21 protein-coding genes are annotated in these 22010 nt (G+C 62.2%); 8 read left to right on the top strand and 13 right to left on the bottom strand.

The annotated features are described in order from the left end of the window. Nucleotides 1-146: 146 nt before the first annotated feature. A complete protein-coding gene (locus ACWHY3_RS00750; RefSeq protein ID WP_448127368.1) occupies nucleotides 147-1502 on the bottom strand; it encodes an enolase C-terminal domain-like protein in 1356 nt (451 codons plus the stop codon). Nucleotides 1503-1616: 114 nt separating this feature from the next. Continuing rightward, complete coding sequence (kdgD, locus tag ACWHY3_RS00745; RefSeq protein ID WP_087720451.1) at nucleotides 1617-2534, bottom strand: 5-dehydro-4-deoxyglucarate dehydratase; 918 nt, start codon at nucleotides 2532-2534, stop codon at nucleotides 1617-1619. A gap of 330 nt (nucleotides 2535-2864) precedes the next feature. On the opposite strand from kdgD, the gene ACWHY3_RS00740 reads away from it, so the two are divergent. Beyond that, a complete protein-coding gene (locus ACWHY3_RS00740) occupies nucleotides 2865-4349 on the top strand; it encodes an amidase (RefSeq protein WP_448127367.1) in 1485 nt (494 codons plus the stop codon). A 197-nt stretch (nucleotides 4350-4546) separates the two neighbouring features. On the opposite strand, the gene ACWHY3_RS00735 is transcribed toward ACWHY3_RS00740, so the two are convergent. Next, on the bottom strand, nucleotides 4547-5734 hold the full coding sequence (locus ACWHY3_RS00735; RefSeq protein ID WP_448127366.1) for an SLC13 family permease: 1188 nt from the start codon (nucleotides 5732-5734) through the stop codon (nucleotides 4547-4549). Nucleotides 5735-5770: 36 nt separating this feature from the next. Here ACWHY3_RS00735 and tnpC point away from each other — a divergent pair, with 36 nt between their 5' ends. Then, complete coding sequence (gene tnpC / locus ACWHY3_RS00730) at nucleotides 5771-7210, top strand: IS66 family transposase (protein ID WP_023004967.1); 1440 nt, start codon at nucleotides 5771-5773, stop codon at nucleotides 7208-7210. A gap of 9 nt (nucleotides 7211-7219) precedes the next feature. Here the strand turns inward: tnpC and ACWHY3_RS00725 are convergent, their stop codons facing one another. Further along, nucleotides 7220-7402: a hypothetical protein gene (locus ACWHY3_RS00725; protein WP_448127365.1), complete on the bottom strand. Its 183-nt coding sequence runs from the start codon at nucleotides 7400-7402 to the stop codon at nucleotides 7220-7222. A 90-nt stretch (nucleotides 7403-7492) separates the two neighbouring features. Beyond that, nucleotides 7493-8326, bottom strand: a complete 834-nt coding sequence (locus ACWHY3_RS00720; protein ID WP_448127364.1) for an amidohydrolase family protein — start codon at nucleotides 8324-8326, stop codon at nucleotides 7493-7495. Between the two features lie 210 nt (nucleotides 8327-8536). Here ACWHY3_RS00720 and ACWHY3_RS00715 point away from each other — a divergent pair, with 210 nt between their 5' ends. After that, nucleotides 8537-9256: a GntR family transcriptional regulator gene (locus ACWHY3_RS00715; protein ID WP_110651688.1), complete on the top strand. Its 720-nt coding sequence runs from the start codon at nucleotides 8537-8539 to the stop codon at nucleotides 9254-9256. A gap of 34 nt (nucleotides 9257-9290) precedes the next feature. On the opposite strand, the gene ACWHY3_RS00710 is transcribed toward ACWHY3_RS00715, so the two are convergent. The 7 genes from ACWHY3_RS00710 to ACWHY3_RS00680 form a co-directional block, all read right to left on the bottom strand. Beyond that, nucleotides 9291-9737, bottom strand: coding sequence for a universal stress protein (locus tag ACWHY3_RS00710; protein ID WP_071232339.1), 447 nt, complete (start codon nucleotides 9735-9737; stop codon nucleotides 9291-9293). 217 nt (nucleotides 9738-9954) lie between these two features. Then, entirely contained in the window at nucleotides 9955-10959 is a 1005-nt protein-coding gene (locus ACWHY3_RS00705; RefSeq protein WP_071232340.1) for a dipeptide ABC transporter ATP-binding protein, read from the bottom strand. After that, nucleotides 10956-12014 (bottom strand): ABC transporter ATP-binding protein, encoded by a 1059-nt coding sequence (locus ACWHY3_RS00700; RefSeq protein WP_448127363.1) that lies wholly within the window; start codon nucleotides 12012-12014, stop codon nucleotides 10956-10958. The genes ACWHY3_RS00705 and ACWHY3_RS00700 overlap by 4 nt, the downstream gene beginning before the upstream one ends. Before the next feature lie 16 nt (nucleotides 12015-12030). Next, nucleotides 12031-12930, bottom strand: a complete 900-nt coding sequence (locus tag ACWHY3_RS00695; protein ID WP_448127362.1) for an ABC transporter permease subunit — start codon at nucleotides 12928-12930, stop codon at nucleotides 12031-12033. A 15-nt stretch (nucleotides 12931-12945) separates the two neighbouring features. Beyond that, complete coding sequence (locus ACWHY3_RS00690) at nucleotides 12946-13950, bottom strand: ABC transporter permease subunit (RefSeq protein WP_448127361.1); 1005 nt, start codon at nucleotides 13948-13950, stop codon at nucleotides 12946-12948. A gap of 76 nt (nucleotides 13951-14026) precedes the next feature. Then, complete coding sequence (locus tag ACWHY3_RS00685) at nucleotides 14027-15613, bottom strand: ABC transporter substrate-binding protein (RefSeq protein ID WP_448127360.1); 1587 nt, start codon at nucleotides 15611-15613, stop codon at nucleotides 14027-14029. Nucleotides 15614-15838: 225 nt separating this feature from the next. Continuing rightward, nucleotides 15839-16720 carry a glycine betaine ABC transporter substrate-binding protein gene (locus tag ACWHY3_RS00680; protein WP_332779429.1) on the bottom strand — a complete coding sequence of 294 codons (882 nt, stop codon included), beginning with the start codon at nucleotides 16718-16720 and terminating at the stop codon, nucleotides 15839-15841. 258 nt (nucleotides 16721-16978) lie between these two features. Between ACWHY3_RS00680 and ACWHY3_RS00675 the strand changes: the two genes are divergently transcribed. The 3 genes from ACWHY3_RS00675 (at nucleotide 16979) to ACWHY3_RS00665 (ending at nucleotide 18732) form a co-directional block, all read left to right on the top strand. Then, on the top strand, nucleotides 16979-17353 hold the full coding sequence (locus ACWHY3_RS00675) for a DUF488 domain-containing protein (RefSeq protein WP_303854667.1): 375 nt from the start codon (nucleotides 16979-16981) through the stop codon (nucleotides 17351-17353). Beyond that, nucleotides 17350-17544, top strand: a complete 195-nt coding sequence (locus ACWHY3_RS00670) for an acetyltransferase (RefSeq protein ID WP_071232347.1) — start codon at nucleotides 17350-17352, stop codon at nucleotides 17542-17544. Before ACWHY3_RS00675 ends, ACWHY3_RS00670 begins: the two co-directional genes overlap by 4 nt. A 177-nt stretch (nucleotides 17545-17721) precedes the next feature. Then, entirely contained in the window at nucleotides 17722-18732 is a 1011-nt protein-coding gene (locus tag ACWHY3_RS00665) for an Ldh family oxidoreductase (RefSeq protein ID WP_332779428.1), read from the top strand. A 114-nt stretch (nucleotides 18733-18846) separates the two neighbouring features. Here the strand turns inward: ACWHY3_RS00665 and ACWHY3_RS00660 are convergent, their stop codons facing one another. Beyond that, the gene (locus ACWHY3_RS00660; RefSeq protein ID WP_448127359.1) at nucleotides 18847-19065 is read right to left on the bottom strand and encodes a HigA family addiction module antitoxin; all 219 of its coding nucleotides are present in this window, start codon (nucleotides 19063-19065) and stop codon (nucleotides 18847-18849) included. Between the two features lie 474 nt (nucleotides 19066-19539). On the opposite strand from ACWHY3_RS00660, the gene glpD reads away from it, so the two are divergent. Continuing rightward, entirely contained in the window at nucleotides 19540-21060 is a 1521-nt protein-coding gene (gene glpD / locus ACWHY3_RS00655; protein ID WP_303854669.1) for a glycerol-3-phosphate dehydrogenase, read from the top strand. A 197-nt stretch (nucleotides 21061-21257) separates the two neighbouring features. Further along, nucleotides 21258-21986 (top strand): MIP/aquaporin family protein, encoded by a 729-nt coding sequence (locus ACWHY3_RS00650; protein WP_071232351.1) that lies wholly within the window; start codon nucleotides 21258-21260, stop codon nucleotides 21984-21986. The last annotated feature ends 24 nt before the right edge of the window (nucleotides 21987-22010 follow it).

The following is a 22010-nucleotide window of genomic DNA, read 5'->3' as shown; positions in this document are numbered from 1 at the left end:
GTGATGGTGGATACTCGTTCATCTTCCGGCATGGGCCGGATGCCACTTGTCTTTCACCCGCCTTGGCATAATGTCTCGAAACCGTTACCGAGCGGGGTCGTTCCCACCGGGCAATCCTGACTACATGCGTCCACTGCACGGCCGTTTCAACGCACCAGTGCCGGACGCTTGGGATCGAACCGCCATCCATCGATCAGATATTGCATGGCCATGGCATCGTTGCGCCCTCCGGCAGGCAGGCTGCGATAGAGAGCGTGGGCCTGCTCGATGCGCGCCATGTCGATCTCGATGCCCAGCCCCGGGGCGTCCGTCACTGCGACCTTGCCATCGACGATCTCCGGCGGATTGCGGGTCAGGCGGGCGTCGCCCTCCTGCCAGATCCAGTGGGTATCCAGCGCGGTGGTACGGCCGACCGCAGCGGCGCCGACCTGGGCGAACATCGGCAGCGAGATATCGAAATGGTTGTTGGAGTGCGATCCCCAGATCATGCCGTGATCCTGACACAGCTGGGAGACTCGCACCGCACCGGAAAGCGTCCAGAAATGCGGATCGGCCAGCGGAATGTCGACCGAGCGCAGCATCAGGGCGTGGGCCATCTCGCGCCAGTTGGTGGCCACCATGTTGGTCGCCACCGGCAAACCGGTGGCATGGCGGAACTCGGCCAGAATCTCGCGACCGGAGAAGCCCTGCTCCGCTCCGCAGGGATCCTCGGCGTAGGCGATGACGCCGTGCAGGTTCCTGCATAGCCGGATCGCTTCGTCCAGCGACCAGGCACCGTTGGGATCGATGGTCGTACGCGCCTCGGGGAAGGCATCGTGAAGCGCGGTGACGGCCTCGATCTCCTGCTCGCCGGGCAGCGCGCCGCCCTTGAGCTTGAAATCCCTGAAGCCGTAGCGATCGTGCGCCGCTTCGGCCAGCTGGACGACACTCGCCGGCGTCATCGCCGCTTCGTCGCGCAGGCGGTACCAGTCATGACTGACAACTTCGGTGCCGCGACGCTCAGTACCACGACGATAGCCCAATGGCGTGGCGTGACCATCGCCGATGAAGAACAGATAGCCCAGCACCTCGACGCTATCGCGCTGCTTGCCGTCGCCCAGCAACTCGGCCACCGGCACGTCGAGGAACTTGCCGAACAGATCGAGCAGAGCGGCTTCGAGCGCCGCCACCGCATTGACACGCAGCTCGAAGGTCCAGGAACCCTTGCCGAAATCCTCGAAATCGGCGCCACGACCGGCGGAGTGCAGCGATGCCACCATCGAGCGCAGCTTGCCGATGGGCTGACCGATTACCAGTGGGCGCGCCTGCTCCAGAGAGCGCTGGATCGTCTCGCCACCCGGCGCTTCGCCCACGCCGACATTACCGGCACTGTCTTCGAGGAGGATCAGGTTGCGGGTGAAGTAAGGCGAATGTGCACCACCGATATTGAGCAACATGCTGTCGCGACCGGCGACCGGAATGACCTGCATATCGGTGATGGTAGGCGTGCCATGACTCGGCATTGAACTCCTCCGTCGGCAATACGGGCGCGCGCTGCACAGTCGAGGCCCAGCGCCCAGAGATAACCAGGGCGGTCTCGAGACCGCCCCGTCTTGTCAATCAGCGCATCAATCGGCTCAGAGCGCGTTGGCTTTTTCGATCAACTGCTTGAGCGTGGCCCGCTCTTTCTCGTTGGGCATGGTCAGCGGCGCACGCACGTCGCCACCCGGATAACCGACCAGGTCGGCACCGGCCTTGATCAGACTGACGGCATAGCCTTTCTGGGTATCGCGCATAGTGACGAACGGAATGAAGAACTCGCGAGTCGCCTGACGCACGAACTCGCTATTGCCCTTGCGCAGCTCCTTGTAGAACTTCACGGCCATGTCCGGCACGAAGTTGAACACCGCGGAAGAATAGGTGCTGACGCCAATGGCCAGATAGGCTTCGGCAATGATCTCGGCCGTCGGCACGCCACCAACGTAGGCGAGGCGATCGCCCAGCGTCTTGATGATGATGTTGAGCGCCTGCATGTCGCCCTTGCCGTCTTTCAGGCCGACCAGGTTCGGGCAGCGATCGGCCAATGCCTGAACGGCATTGACGGTGAGATAGCCGTTGGCACGGTTGTAGTAGATCACGTTGAGGTCGGTGGAATCGCAGACGCTGGCGGCGTACTCGACGATGCCGGATTCCGGGCACTCGGTCAGGTACGGCGGCATCAGCAGAATGCCATCGGCGCCCGCTTCCTGGGCGGCCTTGGCGTGCGCCTTGGCGAGTTCGGCACTCTGGCCGGCGCTGGCGATGACCGGCACGTGCCCACCGATGGTTTCCACGGCGACTTTGACGATTTCACGATATTCATCGATGGTGATGTTGAAGAATTCGCCAGTGCCGCCAGCCACGAAAAGGGCGGAAACTTCATACTCCTTCAGCCACAGCAGACGGCGACGGTAGCTTTCGACATCGAACTTGCCGTTGGCATCGAAATCGGTCACCGGGAACGACAGCAAACCGTCGGTGATAGAGGTAACGACCGCTTCTTTGGAAAAATTCACCTGATTCCCCTTATCATGGGTTAACGTATGCAGACATTCGGCCGACTGCCGCCGCGCTAAAATGGCGCAAGCGGAAGCAGGATTCTATCGATATGTTGTCATACATCATACCAGAATGCCGTTAGACCTTCGATGGATTCTGCTGGGTGCATGTCTCGTCTTTGCTGAACCTGGCGTCACCCAGGGCTGCATGGCCGAATCCGAGCGCCCAGACGAACGGTTGCATCAAGATCGGATCGGAGAGAAGACTGCCTGACGTGCCGTAGCGGCATGACAGTCACCTGACTGCGGTATGCTGATCGACACCCTCTTTTGCCGGGATCTTTGCCGATGTCTAACGCTTCCGACCGCACGCCTGTCCGACCGCCGCTGAACGAGATCGTCACCTGGGACGCGACCAGGCTGTCGCAGCGCATCCATGACCGATCGGTCTCCTGTCGCGAGGTCATGACCGCCTACCTCGATCATATCGACGCCGTGAACCCTATCGTCAACGCCATCATCTCCCGCCGCGAGCGCGCCCCGTTGCTCGCCGAGGCCGAGCTCGCCGATCGCGAACTCGCTGCGGGGCAGTCGCGCGGCTGGATGCACGGCTTCCCGCAGGCGATCAAGGATCTCTCCGACGCCCAAGGCTTCCCGACGACCCAGGGTTCTCCGCTGTTCTCCGGCCAGATCGCCCAGCAGGACAGCCTGATGAGCGAGCGCATGCGTGCAGCCGGCGCGATCTTCATCGGCAAGACCAATACGCCGGAATTCGGCCTGGGCTCGCAATCCTACAACCCGGTATTCGGCGCCACTCGCAACGCCTTCGATCCTTCGCGCACCGCCGGCGGCTCCAGCGGTGGCGCGGCGGCAGCGCTCGCCATGCGGCTGCTGCCGGTCGCCGACGGCAGCGACATGATGGGCTCGTTGCGAAACCCCGCCGCCTTCAATCACGTGATCGGCTTTCGCCCCTCGTTCGGCCGCGTACCCGGTCTCGTCGCCGACCCGTTCGGTCAACAGCTCGCCACCAACGGCCCGATGGGGCGAACCGTCGAAGACGTGGCCCGCCTGCTCGACACGCAGTCCGGCTTCGACCCACGCGTCCCGCTCACGCTGGGGGAGCCGCTGATCCCCGATGGCAGCAGCGTCTCCGGCGCGCTCGACCGCGACATTCACGGGCTGCGGATCGGCTGGCTCGGCGACTGGCAGGGGCATCTGGCGATGGAAGCGGGCGTGCTCTCGCAATGCAGAGCGGCACTGGATCGCTTCGCCCCGCTGGGCTGCGAGGTGGAAGCGGTCGACCTGCCGTTCGATGCCGAGATGCTGTGGGAAAGCTGGACGACACTGCGCCACTGGGCCGTCGCCGGCAACCTGGGGGCGCTCTACGTCGCCCCCGCCACCCGAGAGCGCTTGAAGCCGGAAGCGCAGTGGGAGGTCGAACGCGGTCTGGCGCTCTCGGCGCAGGATATCCACGTGGCCAACGTCCAGCGTGGCGATGCCTACCGAGCCTGGAGCGCGCTGTTCGAGCGCTTCGACTACCTGGCCATGCCCAGCGCCCAGGTCTTTCCGTTCGACGTGGAGACGCACTGGCCGCGCGAGATCGCCGGGCGCACGATGGATACCTATCACCGCTGGATGGAAGTCGTGATTCCCGCCTCGATGCTCGGCGCTCCGACGATCAGCCTGCCGGCCGGACTCAACGACGCCGGCCTGCCGATGGGCTTTCAACTGATCGGCCGCCCCCGCGACGACTGGGGCGTGCTGCAACTGGCGCGCGCCTTCGAGGCGGCCAGTGGCGATCTGGCGCGATTGCCGCCGACGCTAGGCGAATAACCCGGTCACGGGCAAAAAAAGAGGCGACGGGATTCCGTCGCCTCTTTTCTTTCATTCGAACGTCTTCGACTCATTCCAACGTCTTCGATCCGTCCCCACTGCTTCGATGCATCCCCACTGCTTCGATGCATCCCCACTGCTTCGATGCATCCAAACGGCGTCGATACCCGGGCACCCGCTGAGCCACGGCCGGTTTGCTAGAACACGAATGCCAACAGCAGGTTGAACACCAGCGCGGCGATGAAGCCGAGCGGTGCGGCACGGAACAGCAGCTTGGGCAGCAGGCCCGAGCGCGCTTCGTCCGTCGGGCAGGAGCCGAGGATCAGGCTGCCCCCGGAAGAGAACGGCGAGATCGAGGTGGCCTGCGCGCCGACGACGATAGCGATGAAGATGATCATTGGGTCGATCGAGAGCGTACCGGCCAGCGACGGCACCAGCGGGAACAGTGCCGGCGTGACCACCCCCAGCGTGCTCGCGAACAGCGACATGAACGCGGCAGCGATGCCGAACGCCACGGGGATCAGGACTGGCGGAATGTTGGTGCCGATCCAGGAGCCGAGCAGATCGATGGTGCCGGCCTCGATCGCCACCGAGATCAGCATGCCGACACCGCAGATCATGATGATCGTGCCCCACGGCAGCGAAGCGATCGCCTTGCGCTCGTCGCCCAGCTTCATCAACAGCGCGATGACCGAGAACACGCTGGCGATCAGGCCGATATCCACCTTGGAATCGATGAGTGCGACGACGCCATTGTCGGGCAGCATCAGGCTGGCGATCGGCGGCAACAGCACGGTAGCCATCATCAGCAGGGTCAGGATCAGGGTGGCGCGCTGGTCGCGATCGAGCGGGCCGGGGCGCTCGATGTGCGCCAGCGATACCATCGCCGCGCCCCGCTTGCGGCTGAACAGGATCAGGCCAGCGAGAACGACGATCGGCACGATCATGGTGCTGGCAAAGATGCCGAAGCTGTTGATGAACGCCTGGTCGTCGGAAATGCCGGAATTGGTCATCAGCGTGCGGAAGATGATGCCGCTCTGGCTGGAGACGAAGTTGGCACCCGCCAATGCGCCGTAGTTGACCGCCATGGCGCCGACGATCAGGTTGAGCCGGGTGCGCTCACACAGTAGCAGCGTGATCGGCGCCATGAACGCCAGCACGGTGTAATAGCCGGCCCCCAGGGCGGAGATCACCACCGCCGCCAGGAAGATGGCAAAGGGCAGCAGGTGCGGAAAGTGCCGACAGCGATACATCAGATGCTCGGCCAGCTTCTCCAGCGTGCCGTTGACGATCGCGAAGCTGTAGAACAGGCACACCGAAAAAATGATGTAACTATTCAGGTGGCTGCGGATGGCATGTCGCCAACCACCTGATTTTTTTGGCATAGTGTGCCTGATCCTTCGGCACGTCTATGCGGTGACATGACCATCAGCGATATCAACGTCGACGAGGCCCTGGAACGGGTCCGGCAGCAGCTCAAGGAAGACCACACGGTCTCGCCTTCCTTGCGTGCTGCCATCGACGTGCTGATGCTGCTGGTCAAGCTGATGGCCGACCGACTGGCCACCAGCAGCCGCAACAGCAGCAAGCCGCCGTCACAAGACCCCAACCGCCAACGCCGTTCCCGGGCCAAGGGCGAGCGTCGCCCTGGCGGGCAACCGGGTCACGAAGGCAAGACGCTGGCGCCGGTCACCGATCCCGACGAGATCGTGTCGTTGCGCGTCGATCGCCGCACCTTGCCCAAAGGGCGCACCTATCGCTCGGTCGGCATCGAAACGCGCCAGGTGCAAGACATCGTGATCCAGGCCGTCGTCACCGAGTATCGCGCCGAGGTGCTGGAGGACGATCTCGGGCGGCGCCATGTGGCGCCGTTTCCCGACGGCGTGACCCGCCCGATCCAGTATGGCCCACGTCTCAAGGCGCATGTCGTCTATCTCTCGCAGTATCAGTTGCTGCCCTATGCCCGCATCCAGGCGCTGCTGGCCTCACAGTGCGATCTATCGCTGAGCACCGGCACGCTGTTCGCCTTCAATCAAGAGGCCTATCAGCGCGCCGAGGCGTTTGCCGAGTGGGCGATCCCGGCGCTGAGGCAAGCCGCGACCGTGCATGCCGACGAGACCGGGATGCAGGTCGGCGGCAAGCGCTACTGGCTGCACAGCGCCTCGAATGACGCCCTGACCTACTTGGCGCCTCACGCCAAGCGAGGTCAGGAGGCCATGGATGCCATCGGCATCCTGCCCTATGTCCAGGGGGTGCTGGTGCATGATCACTGGAAGCCTTACTACCGCTACGCGGATTGCCGCCACGCACTTTGCAACGCCCATCACCTGCGTGAATTGACTGCGGCCTGGGAAAATGACCACCAAAAGTGGGCCAAGGCGCTGCATGATCTGCTGCTGGAGATGCATCAGGCCGTTGACGCTGCCGGTGGCACGCTCTCGCCCGAAGAGGCGCAACGCTGGCGAGTCCGCTATCGGCAGTGCCTGACAGAGGGTGAGACCGAGTGTCCGCCACCGATCCCACCACCACCGGGAAAGCGCGGTCGTGCCAAACGTACCAAGGCACGTAACCTGCTCGAACGTCTCCAGGCGTACGAGGACGATGTGCTGCGTTTCCTCGACGACCCCGCCGCGCCCTTCACCAATAACCAAGGGGAGCGTGACCTGCGGATGACCAAGGTCCAGCAGAAGATTTCAGGCTGTTTCCGCTCCTGGGAAGGTGCCGAGATCTTCTGCCGGATGCGCAGCTTCCTCTCGACGGCGGTCAAGCAGGGCCTGGCAGCGCACACCGCACTAGAACAGTTGTTTGCCGGTGAAGTGCCCGAATTCATGCGTCGGGACGGCCTGGATCAGGCAGCGTGACCTGAATAGTTACAAAATGATGAAGAAGATCTTCAGCGGCCACATGGCGACCACTTCCTTGGGGCTCAGGCCCAACCCGAAGCAGCCGATCAGATAGGCGAAGGCAATCGCGAACAGACCGATATTGATCCTGGTGCGATATCCCAGAACGATGGAAACGACGATCGCTCCCACCACCAGAAGACTCATCATGACGTTGTTCCCCGTAGCGCTTGTCTTTATGGGTTTTCAATCGATCCCTTTCGAGGATCCCTTACTCGGCGAAACCTGGCCGACTGGCCTTCAGGCAGCCCGGTCGATCCCGAACAGCCTGGCCGGGTTATCGATCAGCACCTTCCGGCGTTCGGCGGCGTCCGGCAGCAGCGTCTCCATCAGCGAAAACTGGGCGTCGTAGTCGGTCTGGGCTTCGAACCGCGTGTGCGGCCAGTCGCTTCCCCACACCAGCCGATCGTCATGGCCATAGGCTTCGCGCAGACGATCGATCGAGCACCGTGCCTGAGCCGGCGTCGAGCGGCTGCGATAGGTCGCCGACAACTTGACCCAGACCGCCTCGCTCGGCAGCAGCGACAGCAGCGCCCGGTGATCCGAATCGGTCGGATCGATCTCGCCGTCGGGCAAGCCGAAATGGTCGATCACCACCGCCACGCCGGACTGCAGAATCTGCGGCACGATTTCGCCCAGATCCTCCATGCCCCGCTGAATCTCCACCGACCAGCCGCGCCGTGCCACCTTGGCGAACAACGCCCGCCAGGACGCGCTACGATAGTCTTCCAGCGGCTGCCCGATCAGGTTGAGCCGAATACCGACCACACCCGCCTCGGCCAGTTCGTCCAGCGTCTCCTCGGTCACGTCACGCGCCACCACCGCCGTGCCGCGCAGACGCTGCGGAAAACGACGCAGGGCATCGACCAGATGTCGGTTGTCGGTACCCAGAAAGCTCGGCTGCACCAGCACGCCATGAGAAAGGCCGCAATGATCGAGATGCGCCAGATACTGCTCGACGGTCGCGTCATAATCCGGGCTGTAGCGGCGATTGCCGGCTAGCTCCAGCCCCTGGTGAAAGATATGCGCATGCGTATCGACGCCGGTCAGCGCGACGGAAGCGAGTTGCGTCATGAGTGGCCCTTGGTGAATGACATGAACACGTGACGGCGAACGAAACGTTCGGCCCCAACAAAAGATATATTCATATAGTTGAATAGCGACGAGCGCAAGCATACACCGCATCGGATGCATTCTTCCCGGGTTACGACTAAAGATGAAAACAAAGGTGATACATTTGTCTGGAACATCGTGGAGGGAACATTCATGAAGGGAACAGGCTCCATGACCGACGAACGCCTGCCGCTCTACCAGCGCCTGCGCGACGACATGCTGGCCAAGATCGCCGCCGGCGAATGGGCGCCGGGCGGCGCGATCCCGACCGAAGCCGAGCTGACCAAGCACTACGGTGTCGCCGTCGGCACGCTGAGAAAGGCCGTGGACACACTGGTCCAGGATGGGCTGATGAAGCGCAGCCAGGGGCGCGGTACCTTTGTCCTGCGCCCCAACTTCGAGAGCTCGCTGTTCCGTTTCTTCCGCCAGGTGGATGCCAGGGGCGAGCGCCGAATTCCCAATGGACGGATCCTGGCCCGGGAACTGACGTCTCCGCCGTCCTACGTGGCGGACGCGCTGGCACTGGCTGCGTCGGAGAACGTGATTCGACTGGAGAGAGTGCGTGAACTCGACGGGACGACGGTCTACCACGAAGAAATCTGGCTGCCGGCCGGCCGATTCGAAGCCCTGATGCAGATCGATCCCGACGATTTCGGCAATCTGCTCTACCCGTTCTACGAGACCCAGTGCGGGCAACTGATCGGTTCGGCGCGGGAAACCCTGACCGTCGAGACGGCCGACGCGACACTCGCCGGGGTTCTCGGTATCGGCGCCGGCCAGCCGGTCGTCATGATCGAGCGACTGGCGTTCGGCTACGACCGCACGCCGCTGGAATACCGGCGTTCACGCGGCGCCGCGAACACCTTCCGTTATCAGGTCGACATCTCCTGATCGACGGCCTCGCGGCAAACCACCCATTCGGCATCTAGCCGGGTACGTGCAGCGTCAGCACCGCACAAGGAGCAAGATGCGCTACCTTGTGCGATACGCTGCCGACAGCCAGGCTTTTCAGATTGCTCAGGCCACGGCTGCCCATGATGATCATGTCGACCCCGAGTTCGGTCGCCTGCCGCACGATCGTCTCGACCGGCCGCCCTTCCACGATGTGATAGGTCACCTCGTCCGAACCGCCGCCTATCGCCTGCCAGGCTTCCTCGAGCAGCCGCTCCCCCGCCAGCCGCCCCTTCTCCGGCGTGTAGTCGGCTGGCGCGGCTCCCACCTTGGCGCCGAGCGCATCCTTGGCAACCGGTACCTCGGGCACGTGCAACAGGTGGATTCTGGCCTGGGTCGCACGCTGGACGAGACACGCATGCGCCAGCGCCTGGCGTGCGCTGACCGAACCATCGATGGGTACCAGTATCTGCTGAGTCATGATCGCCACCTCCTGGCGTGACTGACTTGGCGTGATGACTGTCTGGGAGTGTAATCGACGCGATTCGACTACCCGGCGCGTTGCGATACCGGGTAGCGAACCTGACTACAGCGTAGACAATGCACGCCAGGAGGCGACATCGAGAGTGGCAGGATGAGGGCCGAGCGCCGACTGTCTTGCAGCAATCGGCGCTCGCATTGGGCGGGAGGCTTTCGGTTCAACCCGCCCGGGCGTACTTGGCGACCGCCTGGTCGACATGGATGCAGGCAACCTTGACCCGGTCGTTGACGCTATCCAGCGGCGGATCGGCCTGGGTGCAGGCCTCGGTCGCCAGATGGCAGCGCGGGGCGAACGGGCAGCCCGGCGGCGGCGCCAGCGGCGAAGGCGGCTCGCCCTTGAGATGGACGCGCTCGCGTCGGCGGTTGGGATCCGCCACCGGTGTGGCCGAAAACAGCGCCTGGGTGTAGGGGTGGCGCGGCGTGGTGAAGACCTCCTCCGCCGGCCCGGTTTCCACCGGCTGGCCGAAGTACATCACGATCACGTCGTCGGCGATGCGGCGCACCACCGACAGATCGTGCGAGATGAACACGTAGGCCAGCCCGAACTCGTCCTGCAGATCCGCCAGCAGGTTGAGCACCTGCGCCTGGATCGACAGATCCAGCGCCGAGACCGGCTCGTCCAGCACCAGAATCTTCGGGTTGAGCATCAGGGCGCGCGCAATGGCGATGCGCTGACGCTGCCCGCCGGAGAACATGTGCGGGTAGCGATCGGCGTGTTCCGGGCGCAGCCCGACCTTGGCGATCATGTCTAGCGCCGCCTGGCGTCGCTCGGCGGCGCTCATCTCCTTGCGGTTGAGCTTGAGCGGCTCTTCCAGCATGGTCGCCACCGTCTTGCGCGGGTTGAGCGAGCCATACGGGTTCTGGAAGATGATCTGCACCTCCCGGCGCAGCGCGGCCGGCGGGCGCTGCCCTTCCTTCAACGATACCTCGTGCCCGCTGATCGTCAGCTTGCCGCTGGTGGGCGGCTCGATCATCGTCAGCACCCGGGCCAGGGTCGACTTGCCGCAGCCGGACTCGCCGACCACGGCCAGCGTCTGGCCGGGATAGAGTTCGAAAGTGGCTTCGTTGAGCGCTTTCACCGTCGCCGGCTTGGAGAACGGCCCACCCTTGATCTGATAGTGACGGGTCAGATTGACGGCGCTCAATACGGCATCGCGGCTCATGGGCGCACCTCCGGTCGCGACGGGTTCTGGGAAGAGGGGTTCGTCTGCAGCGGCTCTTGCGACGAAGCGGCCGAAGGCGGCGTACCGGCTGCCGGGTGATCGAGCGGATAGTGGCACAGCGTTCTGGCCGGATCGTCCGGCGCCGCCACCGGCTCGACCTCGCGGCAGTGCTCGGTGGCATAGCGGCAGCGCGGGTTGAACAGGCAACCCGTCGGGCGATCATGCTGACCGGGCACGACGCCGGGAATGGTCGGCAGGCGGTCCTGATCGCCGGCGCGCTCCGGCAGCGCCGACAGCAGCGCCTCGGTGTAGGGATGACGCGGATTGGCGAACAGCGACTTCACGTCCTGCTTCTCGACCTGGCGGCCGGCGTACTGCACTACCACGTGCTTGGCCGTCTCAGCGACCACGCCCATGTCATGGGTAATCAGGATCAGCGCCATGCCGGTATCTTCCTGCAGCCGCAGCAGCAGCTCGAGAATCTGGGCCTGGATGGTGACGTCGAGCGCCGTGGTCGGCTCGTCGGCGATCAGCAGGCGCGGATTGCAGGAGATCGCCATGGCGATCATCACCCGCTGGCTCATGCCGCCGGAGAGCTGATGCGGATACGCCTTGATCCGACGCGCCGGGTCGGGAATCCCCACCTGCGCCAGCAGATCCAGCGCCCGCTCGTGGCGCTCCTTGCGCGATCCGCCCAGGTGCTGCTTGATCATTTCGTCGATCTGGGTGCCGACGGTGAAGCAGGGATTGAGGCTGCTCATCGGCTCCTGAAAGATCATCGACATCTCGCCGCCGACGATGCGCCGGCGCTGGCGCGAGCTCAACTGCTGCAGATCCTGGCCATCGAAGGCCATCTTGTCGGCGGTGACCTGTGCCGTCCACGGCAGCAGGCCCATGGTGGCGAGCATCGACACGGACTTGCCCGAACCGGACTCGCCCACGATCGACCACACCTCGCCGCGGTCGACGTTGATATTGACGCCCTCCACGGCCGCGAACAGGCCACTGCTCGTCTGGAAGCGAACGCTGAGCCCTTCGATATCTAGTAATGCCATGAAAGAGCCTCCTGCGTCATGAACGCTTCATTTTGGGATCGAGCGCATCGCGCAAGCCGTCACCCATCAGATTGATCATCAATACCGTGAGCAGAATGATCAGCCCCGGGAACGTGACCGCCCAGTAGGCGCTGCCCATGAACTCGCGCGCATTGGCCAGCATCGCGCCCCACTCCGGCGTCGGCGGCTGGACGCCCATGCCGAGAAAACCCAGCGCGGCGATATCGAGAATCGCGGTGGAGAAAGAGAGCGTCGCCTGGACGATCAGCGGCGCCATGCAGTTGGGCAGCAGCGTGTTGAACATCAGCCGCAGATGTCCGGCGCCGGAGAGCCGGCTGGCAATGACGTACTCGCGACTCTTTTCGCCGATCACCGCAGCCCGGGTCAGTCGCACGAAGTAGGGCAACTGGACCATCGCGATGGCGATCATGGCACTGGTCAGACCCGGGCTCAGAATGGCGACCAGACCCAACGCCAGCAGCAGGCTGGGGAATGCCAGCACCACGTCCATCACGCGGGTGATGATGGTCTCGACCCAGCCGCGGAAGTACCCGGCCAGCAGGCCGAGGAAGATCCCGGCGCCCATCGAGATGATGACCACCATGGCGCTGATCGAGAGCGAATAGCGCGCCCCGTAGATCAGACGGGAAAGAATGTCGCGACCCACGGCATCCGTACCGAGGAGATAGTCCCAGCTTCCTTCGGCATGCCAGACCGGAGGCACCAGCAGCGCCGCACGGTCCTGCATCGCCGGATCATGCGGCGCGACCCAGGGGGCAAACAGCGCGACCAGCAGAATGAAAACAATGAAAATCAAGCCGACCAGCGCGCCGCGACTGGCACTGAAGTCGCTCCAGAAGGAGGCCAGCTGGTAGCGGAACGAACCGGGTGCGGCGGGGGTAGAAATGGTACTCATGATGAAAGCCCCCTGTTAATGGCGAATGCGTGGATTGATGACGCCATAGGCGAGATCAACCAGCAGATTGACGATCATCACGATGAACGCGATCAGCACCAGACCACCCTGCACCGAGGGATAGTCACGCCGCGAGATCGCATCGATCATCCACTTGCCGATACCCGGCCAGGAGAAGATCGTCTCGGTCAGGATGGCCCCCGCCAGCAGCAGGCCGACCTGCAGGCCGATCACCGTCACCACCGAGATCAGCGCATTACGCAGCGTGTGCACCATGATTACGCGAAAGTTCGACAGCCCCTTGGCCCGCGCGGTACGCACGTAGTCCTCGCCCAGCACTTCGAGCATCGAAGAGCGGGTCTGACGCGCAATGACCGCCAGCGGAATCGTCCCGAGCACGATCGACGGCAGGATCAGATAGTGCAGTGACGACAGGAAGGCGCCCCAATCACCCGCGATCAGACTATCGATGGTCATGAATCCCGTCACGGGTTCGATGAAGTACAAAAAAGAGATGCGCCCCGAGACCGGGGTCCAGCCCAGGGTGCTGGAGAACAGCATGATCAGCAGCAGGCCCCACCAGAAGATCGGCATCGAGTAGCCGGTGAGGCTGATACCCATGATGGTGTGATCGAGCGTCTTGCCGCGTTTGACCGCGGCCAGCACGCCGGCCGGCAGGCCGATGATGACAGCGAACGCCAAGGCGAACAGCGAGAGTTCGAGCGTGGCCGGAAAGCGGCTCATGAACTCGTCCATCACCGGTGCGTGAGTGACCAGCGAATTACCGAGGTCGCCGTGCAGCAGCCCCTTCAGAAAATCGAGATACTGGACGACCAGAGAGCGGTCGAAACCCATTTGAGACTCGAGCTGAGCGTAGCGTTCGGCCGAGATGCCGCGCTCTCCCGCCATCAGCAGAATCGGATCGCCCGGCAACAGGCGAATGAAAGCAAACGCAACGATGGTGACGCCAATGAACGTCGGGACCAGCTGCGCCAGCTTGACCAGAAAGAATTTGAACATTTTGGAGTACTAGCTAGTCGCGCGTTAAGAAACGGGGCGGCTGTCAGGGCCGCCCCGCGTCTCCGCTAGGAGAGAATCACTCGATGTCGACGCCTTCGAAGCTATGGCCGCCGAGCGGATCGATCTTGTAGCCGGTCACTTCCTTGCGGATCGGCATGAAGACCGTGGAGTGGGCCAGGGTGTCCCACGGTGCCTGCTCCTTGAAGATCTCCTGCGCCTGCTCGTAGAGCTTGGCACGCTCGCCCTGATCGCTCAGCGTGCGCGCTTTCTGGATCAGCTCGTCGAACGGCTGGTGGCACCACTGCGAACGGTTGGCACCGCCGACACCATCACAGCCGAGCAGCACGCCCATGAAGTTGTCCGGATCGCCGTTGTCGCCGGTCCAGCCCAGAATGACCGCGCCCTCGCGCTTGGTATCCGAAGAACGCTTCAGATACTCGCCCCACTCGTAGGTGACGATCTCCGCATCGACACCGACCTTGGCCAGATCCGACTGCATCAGCTCGGCGGTACGCCGCGCATTCGGCATGTACGGACGCTGAACCGGCATCGCCCAGATGTTCATCTTCAGGTTCTCGACGCCCGCATCGGCCAGCATCTGCTTGGCTTTCTCGGGATCGTACTGATCATCCTGGATGTCGTCGTTGTAGCCCCACATGGTCGGCGGGATCGGGTTCTTGGCGACTTCGCCAGCGCCCTGGAACACCGCGTCGATGATCGCCTGCTTGTTGATCGCCATGTTGAGTGCCTTGCGCACTTCCGGCTTGTCGAATGGCGCCTGCTGGGTGTTGTAGGCCAAGTAGGCCACGTTCAGACCCGCTTCCTGGAGTACGTTGATGTCGTCGTTCTGCTTCATCTCTTCGACATCGGACGGATTCGGGAACGGCATCACATGACACTCGCCCGCCATCAGCTTCTGGTAGCGAACCTGGGCATCGGAAGTGATGGCGAAGACCAGGTTGTCGATCGGCTGCTTGCCGCGGAAGTAGTCCGGGTTGGCCTGATAGCGAATGGCCGCATCTTCACGGTAGTTGACGAACTGAAACGGACCGGTGCCGATCGGCTGCTGGTTGGCCAGCTCCGGCTTGCCCTCGTCGAGCAACTGCTGCTCGTACTCCTTGGAGTGGATCGAAGCGAAGTCCATTGCCAGATTGGCGACGAATGGCGCGTTGGGCTTGGTGAGCACGAACTTCACGGTATGATCGTCGACCTTCTCGATCGACTTGATCAACTCGCCCATCGACATCGAATTGAAGTACTCGAAGCTGCCGTTGGCGAGCTTGTAATACGGGTTGTTCTCGTCCATCTGACGCTCGAACGTCCAGATGACGTCGTCGGCGTTGAGTTTTCGACTCGGCGTGAAGAAGTCGGTGGTCTGGAACTTGACGTCATCGCGCAGATGGAAGGTCACTTCCAGGCCGTCGTCGGAGATTTCCCAGCTCTTGGCGATGGCCGGTTCGACTTCGGTGGTACCCGGCTTGAACTGGACCAGACGGTTGTAGACCGTCTTGCTCGACGCGTCGAAGGTGGTCCCCGCAGTGTAGAGCGAGGGATCGAAGCCTTCCGGAGAGCCTTCGGAGCAGTAGACCAGCGTCTTGGCCATGACCGGGGTCGCGCCCAGCATCATGGCGGCGATGCCAGCCGCAAGCAGCGTCTTCTTCATTGTCAATCTCCTGCACAGCAGCACGCTGTTATTGTGATATCGGCTTGTGGCCGATTGTCATTGTGTTACCGGTCTGTCAGGTATCCGGTAATCGGCACAGACTAGAGCGTGAAGCAGCGTTTAATCAATTGTCCAATAGCGTAACCCGCAGTGGTTGCACTGACTGACCGTTCCGTTTAATAGAAGCGGCCAGCCACGCAGGACAAGACGCGATCGCCGCTATCGCTACGGTTGAATCTGCTCGCCGGCCGCCAGCCATTCGTCGACCTGATCGCGGTTTTCCTCGAGCCAGGTCCGTGCGCCCGCCACCGGATCGTCCTGAGACTCGATCTCCGACATCAGCTCGCCGAGACTTTCATCGCTCATGTGCCAGGCATCGAGCACCGCCGTCAGCCACGGATCGTCTCCCGAAAAGCCCTCGCGGGAGAACCAGTAGATCGTGTCACCGTCGCCATAGACCTTCTCGGGATCCTTGAGATACTTCAGATCGTAGTCCGCGAAGGCCCAGTGCGGATTCCACAGCGTTACCACGATCGGCTCTTCACTCTTGTAGGCGCGGTCGAGCGCGGACATCATCGCCGGTTCGGAGCTGTTCACCTGGTTCAGAGGCAGATCGTAGGTTTCGATAGCGTCGTCGGTCATCCCGGCGATCGCCGAGCCCGGGTCGATCCCCAGAATCGTCGGGCTGCCCTGGTATTCGAACTCGTCGGCACGCTTCGCCAGTTCCGGAATGGAATCGATGTCGACATAGCTCGGCACCACCAGGCCCAGCCCGGTCCTGTCATACCAGGCGTCGTGAACCTCGAGCGTATCCTTGTACGGCTCGAGAAACGCCTTGTCGGTATACGGCAGCCACAGTTCCAGCGACAGATCGAAATCGCCGCTCGCCAATCCCGCAAACAAGGCACTCTTGCCGACATCCGATAGCTCGACGTCATACCCCTGGTCATCCAGCACCAGCTTCCAGAGGTTGGCGACGGCAACGTTCTCGGCCCAGTTGTTGGTGCCGATGACCAGCGGCTTCTCCTGGGCAGGAGCCACAGCCGAGGCGGTCGAGCCGACGGCGAAAAGAGCGGCAGCGGCTGGAACCACAAAAGCCTTTTTCATAATTTTTTATCCTTGCTTGTTGTTAGAAACAAAAACACAGCGTTATAAGTATCCGGATATTGGCGGAGATTGCTACCGCTAACCGCCCAGCCAACGGTAATTCGCGGGCAGCTGCCGGCCTGATACCTCCTCCTGAGCGGACGTTCCTGCCCATGCAGCTTTGGCTACATTAGGGTTATCGTCGGTGACGGCAGCGCCCTGATTCAGTTCGGATTCAGCTCGTCCGGCCACCGCCATGCCCACTCCGCAGGAGAGCCCATGAAGATCCAGCTCAAACGGATTTACGACGACACCGCCCAGAACGACGGCTATCGAGTACTGGTCGACGGCATGTGGCCGCGCGGCATCGCCAAACGAGATGCCAGGATCGACGAGTGGTACAAGACGCTGGCGCCCAGCAAGGCACTACGCCAGTGGTTCGGCCATGACCGGGAACGCTGGCAAGCGTTTCGAAAGGCGTATCTCGCGGAACTCGCCGAGGCCGACACCACCGCTCTCGACGAGCTATGTGAGATCGCCCGCCAGCAGCAGCTGACGCTGCTGTTCGCTGCGAAAGACGTCGAATGCAATCATGCCGTGGTGCTCAGAGAGTACCTGCAAATGCGCGATGGACGATTGGAGAAGAAGCGATGAACGAGACGGAAGCGCTGCAGCTCGCCACGAAAGTCCAAAAAGCCTGCATCGAGGCCGCACTGTCTGGCTATGAAAACGCCGCCCTGTCCGGCTTGTGCCAGGAAGGCGCCATCGAGGCCGCAATCAGCGCGATCCAGATGCTCGATCTGAACGCGCTGGCGGTGCCGGGATCTCATCAGGATCCGACCTAGCCCGACATGCAACCACACCATTCGTGGGCATCACGCTCGACGAACTATCACTTTCGTCTAACAGGCGCTGACGTTTCAGACGTTTATGCTGGCTTCCTGCTTGTATGACAAAGAGCCGACTCACTGTCTGGCGTCTTTGCATGCCAATGTCTGATGCACCCGCCGAAGAGCCCGATCATGGAACAAGACATTACCCTTTCGCTTCGAGACGCCGAAGCGCTGAGCCTGCGCATCCTCGGCAATGCCGGATTCAGCGACGCCCACGCCGGCGCAATCACGCGCAGTGTGATCGCGGCGCAACGTGACGAATGCCATTCCCACGGCCTTTATCGCCTCATCAGTTGCGTGGAAACCGCCAGAAAAGGCGGTGTCGATACCCAGGCCGAGCCGGAGATCATCGATCAGGCGCCCGGCATCGTGAGGATCGATGCGCATCGGGGCAACTCGCTGCTCTCTTTCGAACGAGGCAAGTCGCCTCTCAAGGAGAAGGCCGAACGTAACGGCATCGCCGCACTCGCCATCAACAACTGCTTCCACTTCTCCGCACTCTGGCCCGAGGTCGAAGCGCTCGCCGAGATGGGGCTGGTCGGCCTGGCGATGAACCCGACCCATGCCTTCGTCGCCCCCACGGGCGGCAACCGCCCGCTGCTCGGCACCAACCCCATCGCCTTTTCCTGGCCGCGGCCGGGCAAGCACCCTTACACCTTCGACTTCGCCACCAGCGTCGTCGCCCGCGGCGAGATCGAACTGCACAAACGCGCCGGCGACTCGATCCCCGAAGGCTGGGCACTGGACGACCAGGGCAACGCGACCACCGATCCGACAGCCGCACTCGAAGGCGCCATGCTTCCCTTCGGCGGTCACAAGGGCTCCGCACTCTCGACCATGATCGAACTGCTCGCCGGCCCCTTGATCGGCGACGTGCTCAGCCACGAAACTCAGCCCGCCAACGATGAAGGCACCGGCAAGCCCTACCACGGCGAGATCATCATCGCCCTCTCCCCCGCCACCTTCCTGGGCGAACGTGCCGACACGCATCTCGCCCACGCGGAAGTGCTGTTCGAGCGCATTCTCGACCAGGGCGCCCGGCTGCCCTCGCAGCGTCGTTACGAAGCGCGGGAACGCAGCCGCGTCAATGGCGTGAAGATTCCCGTGGCGCTGTATGAAGAACTGCAGAAGCTGGCGTGAAATATGAGACAGCGACATGAGAGGGATTCAGCTGCAAGTTAGGCGGAGAGAAGCGGATACGGCGGTTCGTGCCGAAGGCGACATTGGCGCCGCCCTTCTGGTTACCTGGCTCGATCAAGCCACCCGAGGGCGAATCCCCTCGTAGTGACCGTGGCGTCTGGCCTCATCCAGATCATAGGAATTCTGTAGCCGCAGCCAATAGCCCGGGCTGGTACCGAAGTAGATCGACAGGCGCAAATCCGTGTCTGCCGTGATCGCCCGCGCCCCGCGCGTGATTTCGCCGATACGGATCGCCGACACACCAATGGCCATGGCATTGTTGGTCAAACCCAACGGCTCGATGACATCCTCCAGCAGAATCTCGCCAGGATGGATATTGGGGGTCGCTCTTCGGTCATCGTTTACCTCCTGTACCTCCCTAAGTATTACGGTCTCGAACGCAGACCCAATGTTCGATTTCGAAAGCTCTCTCCTCTCCGCATCCGCGCTTCCACCCCGCCCCAGGCAGGCCTATCGCGAGTCGTCATGATGACCGCCACCAGCCCCTCCCTCTGACACTTGTCTCTACACGATTCAAGCTCATGAAATTCGGATAAAAACTTCTGACCCAAGAAATTTTCATTGATGAAAATCTCGTAAACGAATGGATAAAGTCGCTCTAGACTATTGATTAATCAGGCAGTTATCGCTCTCGCAATCCACAACAGACATACGACTTGTCCAGCATCTAATACTTTTTGATTAATTAAAAATGTTCGATAGCGAGCCACAATGAGTCAATTCGAACATTAGCGAGCAGATCCGAACATGGCCAACGCAAGCTACGATCTGATTGTCATCGGCGGCGGTATCAACGGCGCGGGTATCGCGCGTGACGCCGCGGGTCGCGGCCTTTCGGTGTTGCTGGTCGAGGCGGATGATCTCGCCAGCCATACGTCTTCGGCGTCGACCAAGCTGATCCACGGTGGCCTGCGTTATCTCGAGCAGTACGAATTCAAGCTCGTGGCCAAGGCGCTTTCCGAGCGCGAAATATTGCTCAAGGCTGCACCGCACATCATCTGGCCGATGCGTTTCATCCTGCCTCATCAGAAGCATCTGCGGCCGGCCTGGATGATCCGAACCGGGCTTTTCCTGTATGACCACCTGGGCGGACGACAGACGTTGGCTAGCTCACACGGCGTCAAGTTCGCCGATCATGCGGCCGGCGCTCCGCTGAAGTCAGAATTCACGAAGGGCTTCGCCTACTCGGATGCCTGGGTTCAGGATGCTCGGCTGGTGGTGCTCAACTGCATGGACGCGGCCGACCGTGGCGCCCGTATCATGACGCGTACCCGCGCGGAAACGGCGGTGCGCAACGCCGACGGTTGGCAAGTCACTCTAAAGACGATGGACGGCGAGACAATCGAGGTTCACTCGCGCGGGCTGGCCAATGCGGCCGGGCCCTGGGCCGTACGTTTCCTCGACGAGGTCGCTTCGCAGAAGCATCCGTATTCGCTGCGCCTGATCAAGGGCAGCCATATCGTGGTCAACCGGCTGTTCGACCACGACTACGCCTACATCTTCCAGCAGCCCGATGGCCGCATCGTGTTCGCCATCCCCTACGAGCGTGATTTCACGCTGATCGGAACGACCGACGTCGAGCATGAGGGCGCACCGGGCAGAGTGGCGATCGAGGAAGACGAGGTCCGCTATCTCTGCGAATCCGCCAATCGCTATTTCGAGCAGTCGATCGGTCCCGACGACGTCGTCTGGAGCTACTCCGGCGTGCGCCCTCTGCTCGACGATCGCGAGGACAACGCCAGCGAAATCACCCGCGATTACCGCATCCAGCTCGATACCTCCGGCGGCGCCGTCCTGCTCAACGTCTTCGGCGGCAAGCTGACCACCTATCGGCGGCTTGCCGAGGATGCCGTCGATCAACTGGCCCCTGAGCTCGGCAACCAGGGAAAAGCCTGGACCGGCAAGGGCCACCCGCTCCCCGGCGGAGAAGAAGCGAAACCCCAGCATCTGTTCGAGTCGCTACAGGCCAGTCACCCCTTCATTCCCCTGGGCATGGCCAATCGCCTGGTCTTCAACTACGGGACCCGCGTGCGCGACATCGTGGAGGGTGCAAAAAGCCTGGAAGATCTGGGCGAGCATTTTGGCGCCGACCTGTATGCCGCCGAAGTCGATTACCTGCGCGATCACGAGTGGGCACGAACTGCCGAAGATATCCTCTGGCGGCGATCCAAGCTCGGGTTACGGCTCGACGATGATCAATGCCAACGGCTTGCCGACTACCTCGCTCGCTCTTCCGACGGGCCCACCAAGGCCGAGCCGGAAATCTAGGTACGCTCCCGGACCCCATAAGCGAACGCCGCCGTCGCGAATGACGGCATCAATCCGACTGCCATCGATACGAGAGGCGCAACACGAAGGAGGAAGCACATGGCACGCCAGCCCATCATTTTTATCGGCATTCACCTTGCTGGGCATGCAAGTCCGGCCTTATCCGGATACGACATTCGTGACAGTAAGGGATATTCATGGGCATTGTAGAAACGATACTGGTTCACGAGATCGCCGGAACGGCGTTCCTGACGCTACTGGGTTGCGGCGTCGTGGCCAACGTCCTGCTGAACAGGACGAACGGCAACGGCAGCGATGGCATCGTGATCTTCTTCGGCTGGGGGCTTGCCGTGTTCTGCGGGGTCTACGTTGCCTACGATACCGGTGCGCATCTCAACCCAGCGGTGACTCTCAGTTTACTTATCGGTCCGGCTCAGGAGTACGCCGATGGTATTCCGATCAATGTCGTCACGACTGTCACGTACTTTGTGGCTGAGTTCGTCGGCGGCTTTCTCGGGGCGGTCGTTTGCTACCTCGCCTATAAAAAACAGTACGATGACACCGAAGATAGCTCCATCAAACTGGCTACGTTTTCCACGGCACCGACCATCCGATCCTACGGCTGGAATCTGGTCAGCGAGATCGTCGGCACCTTTGTACTGATCTTCGTGATCATCATGTTCGGTAACACGCCATCCGGCCTCGGGCCATTGGCGGTCGCACTGCTGGTGGTCTCGATCGGGGCCTCGCTGGGTGGGCCGACAGGCTACGCCATCAACCCAGCGCGTGACCTCGGCCCCCGCATTGCCCATGCCGTACTGCCGATCAAGAACAAGGGCCCTAACGACTGGCGCTATGCCTGGGTTCCCGTGGTCGGCCCTGTCATCGGTAGCACGCTGGCTGCGCTTGTAGCCTACATCTATTAACCCGTCTGACTGATCGATTTCCGC

The sequence above is a fragment of the Salinicola sp. NYA28a genome (genome assembly GCF_976982775.1).
Note: the sequence above shows the minus strand (reverse complement) of the source record. Positions and strands in the feature narration are given on the sequence as shown.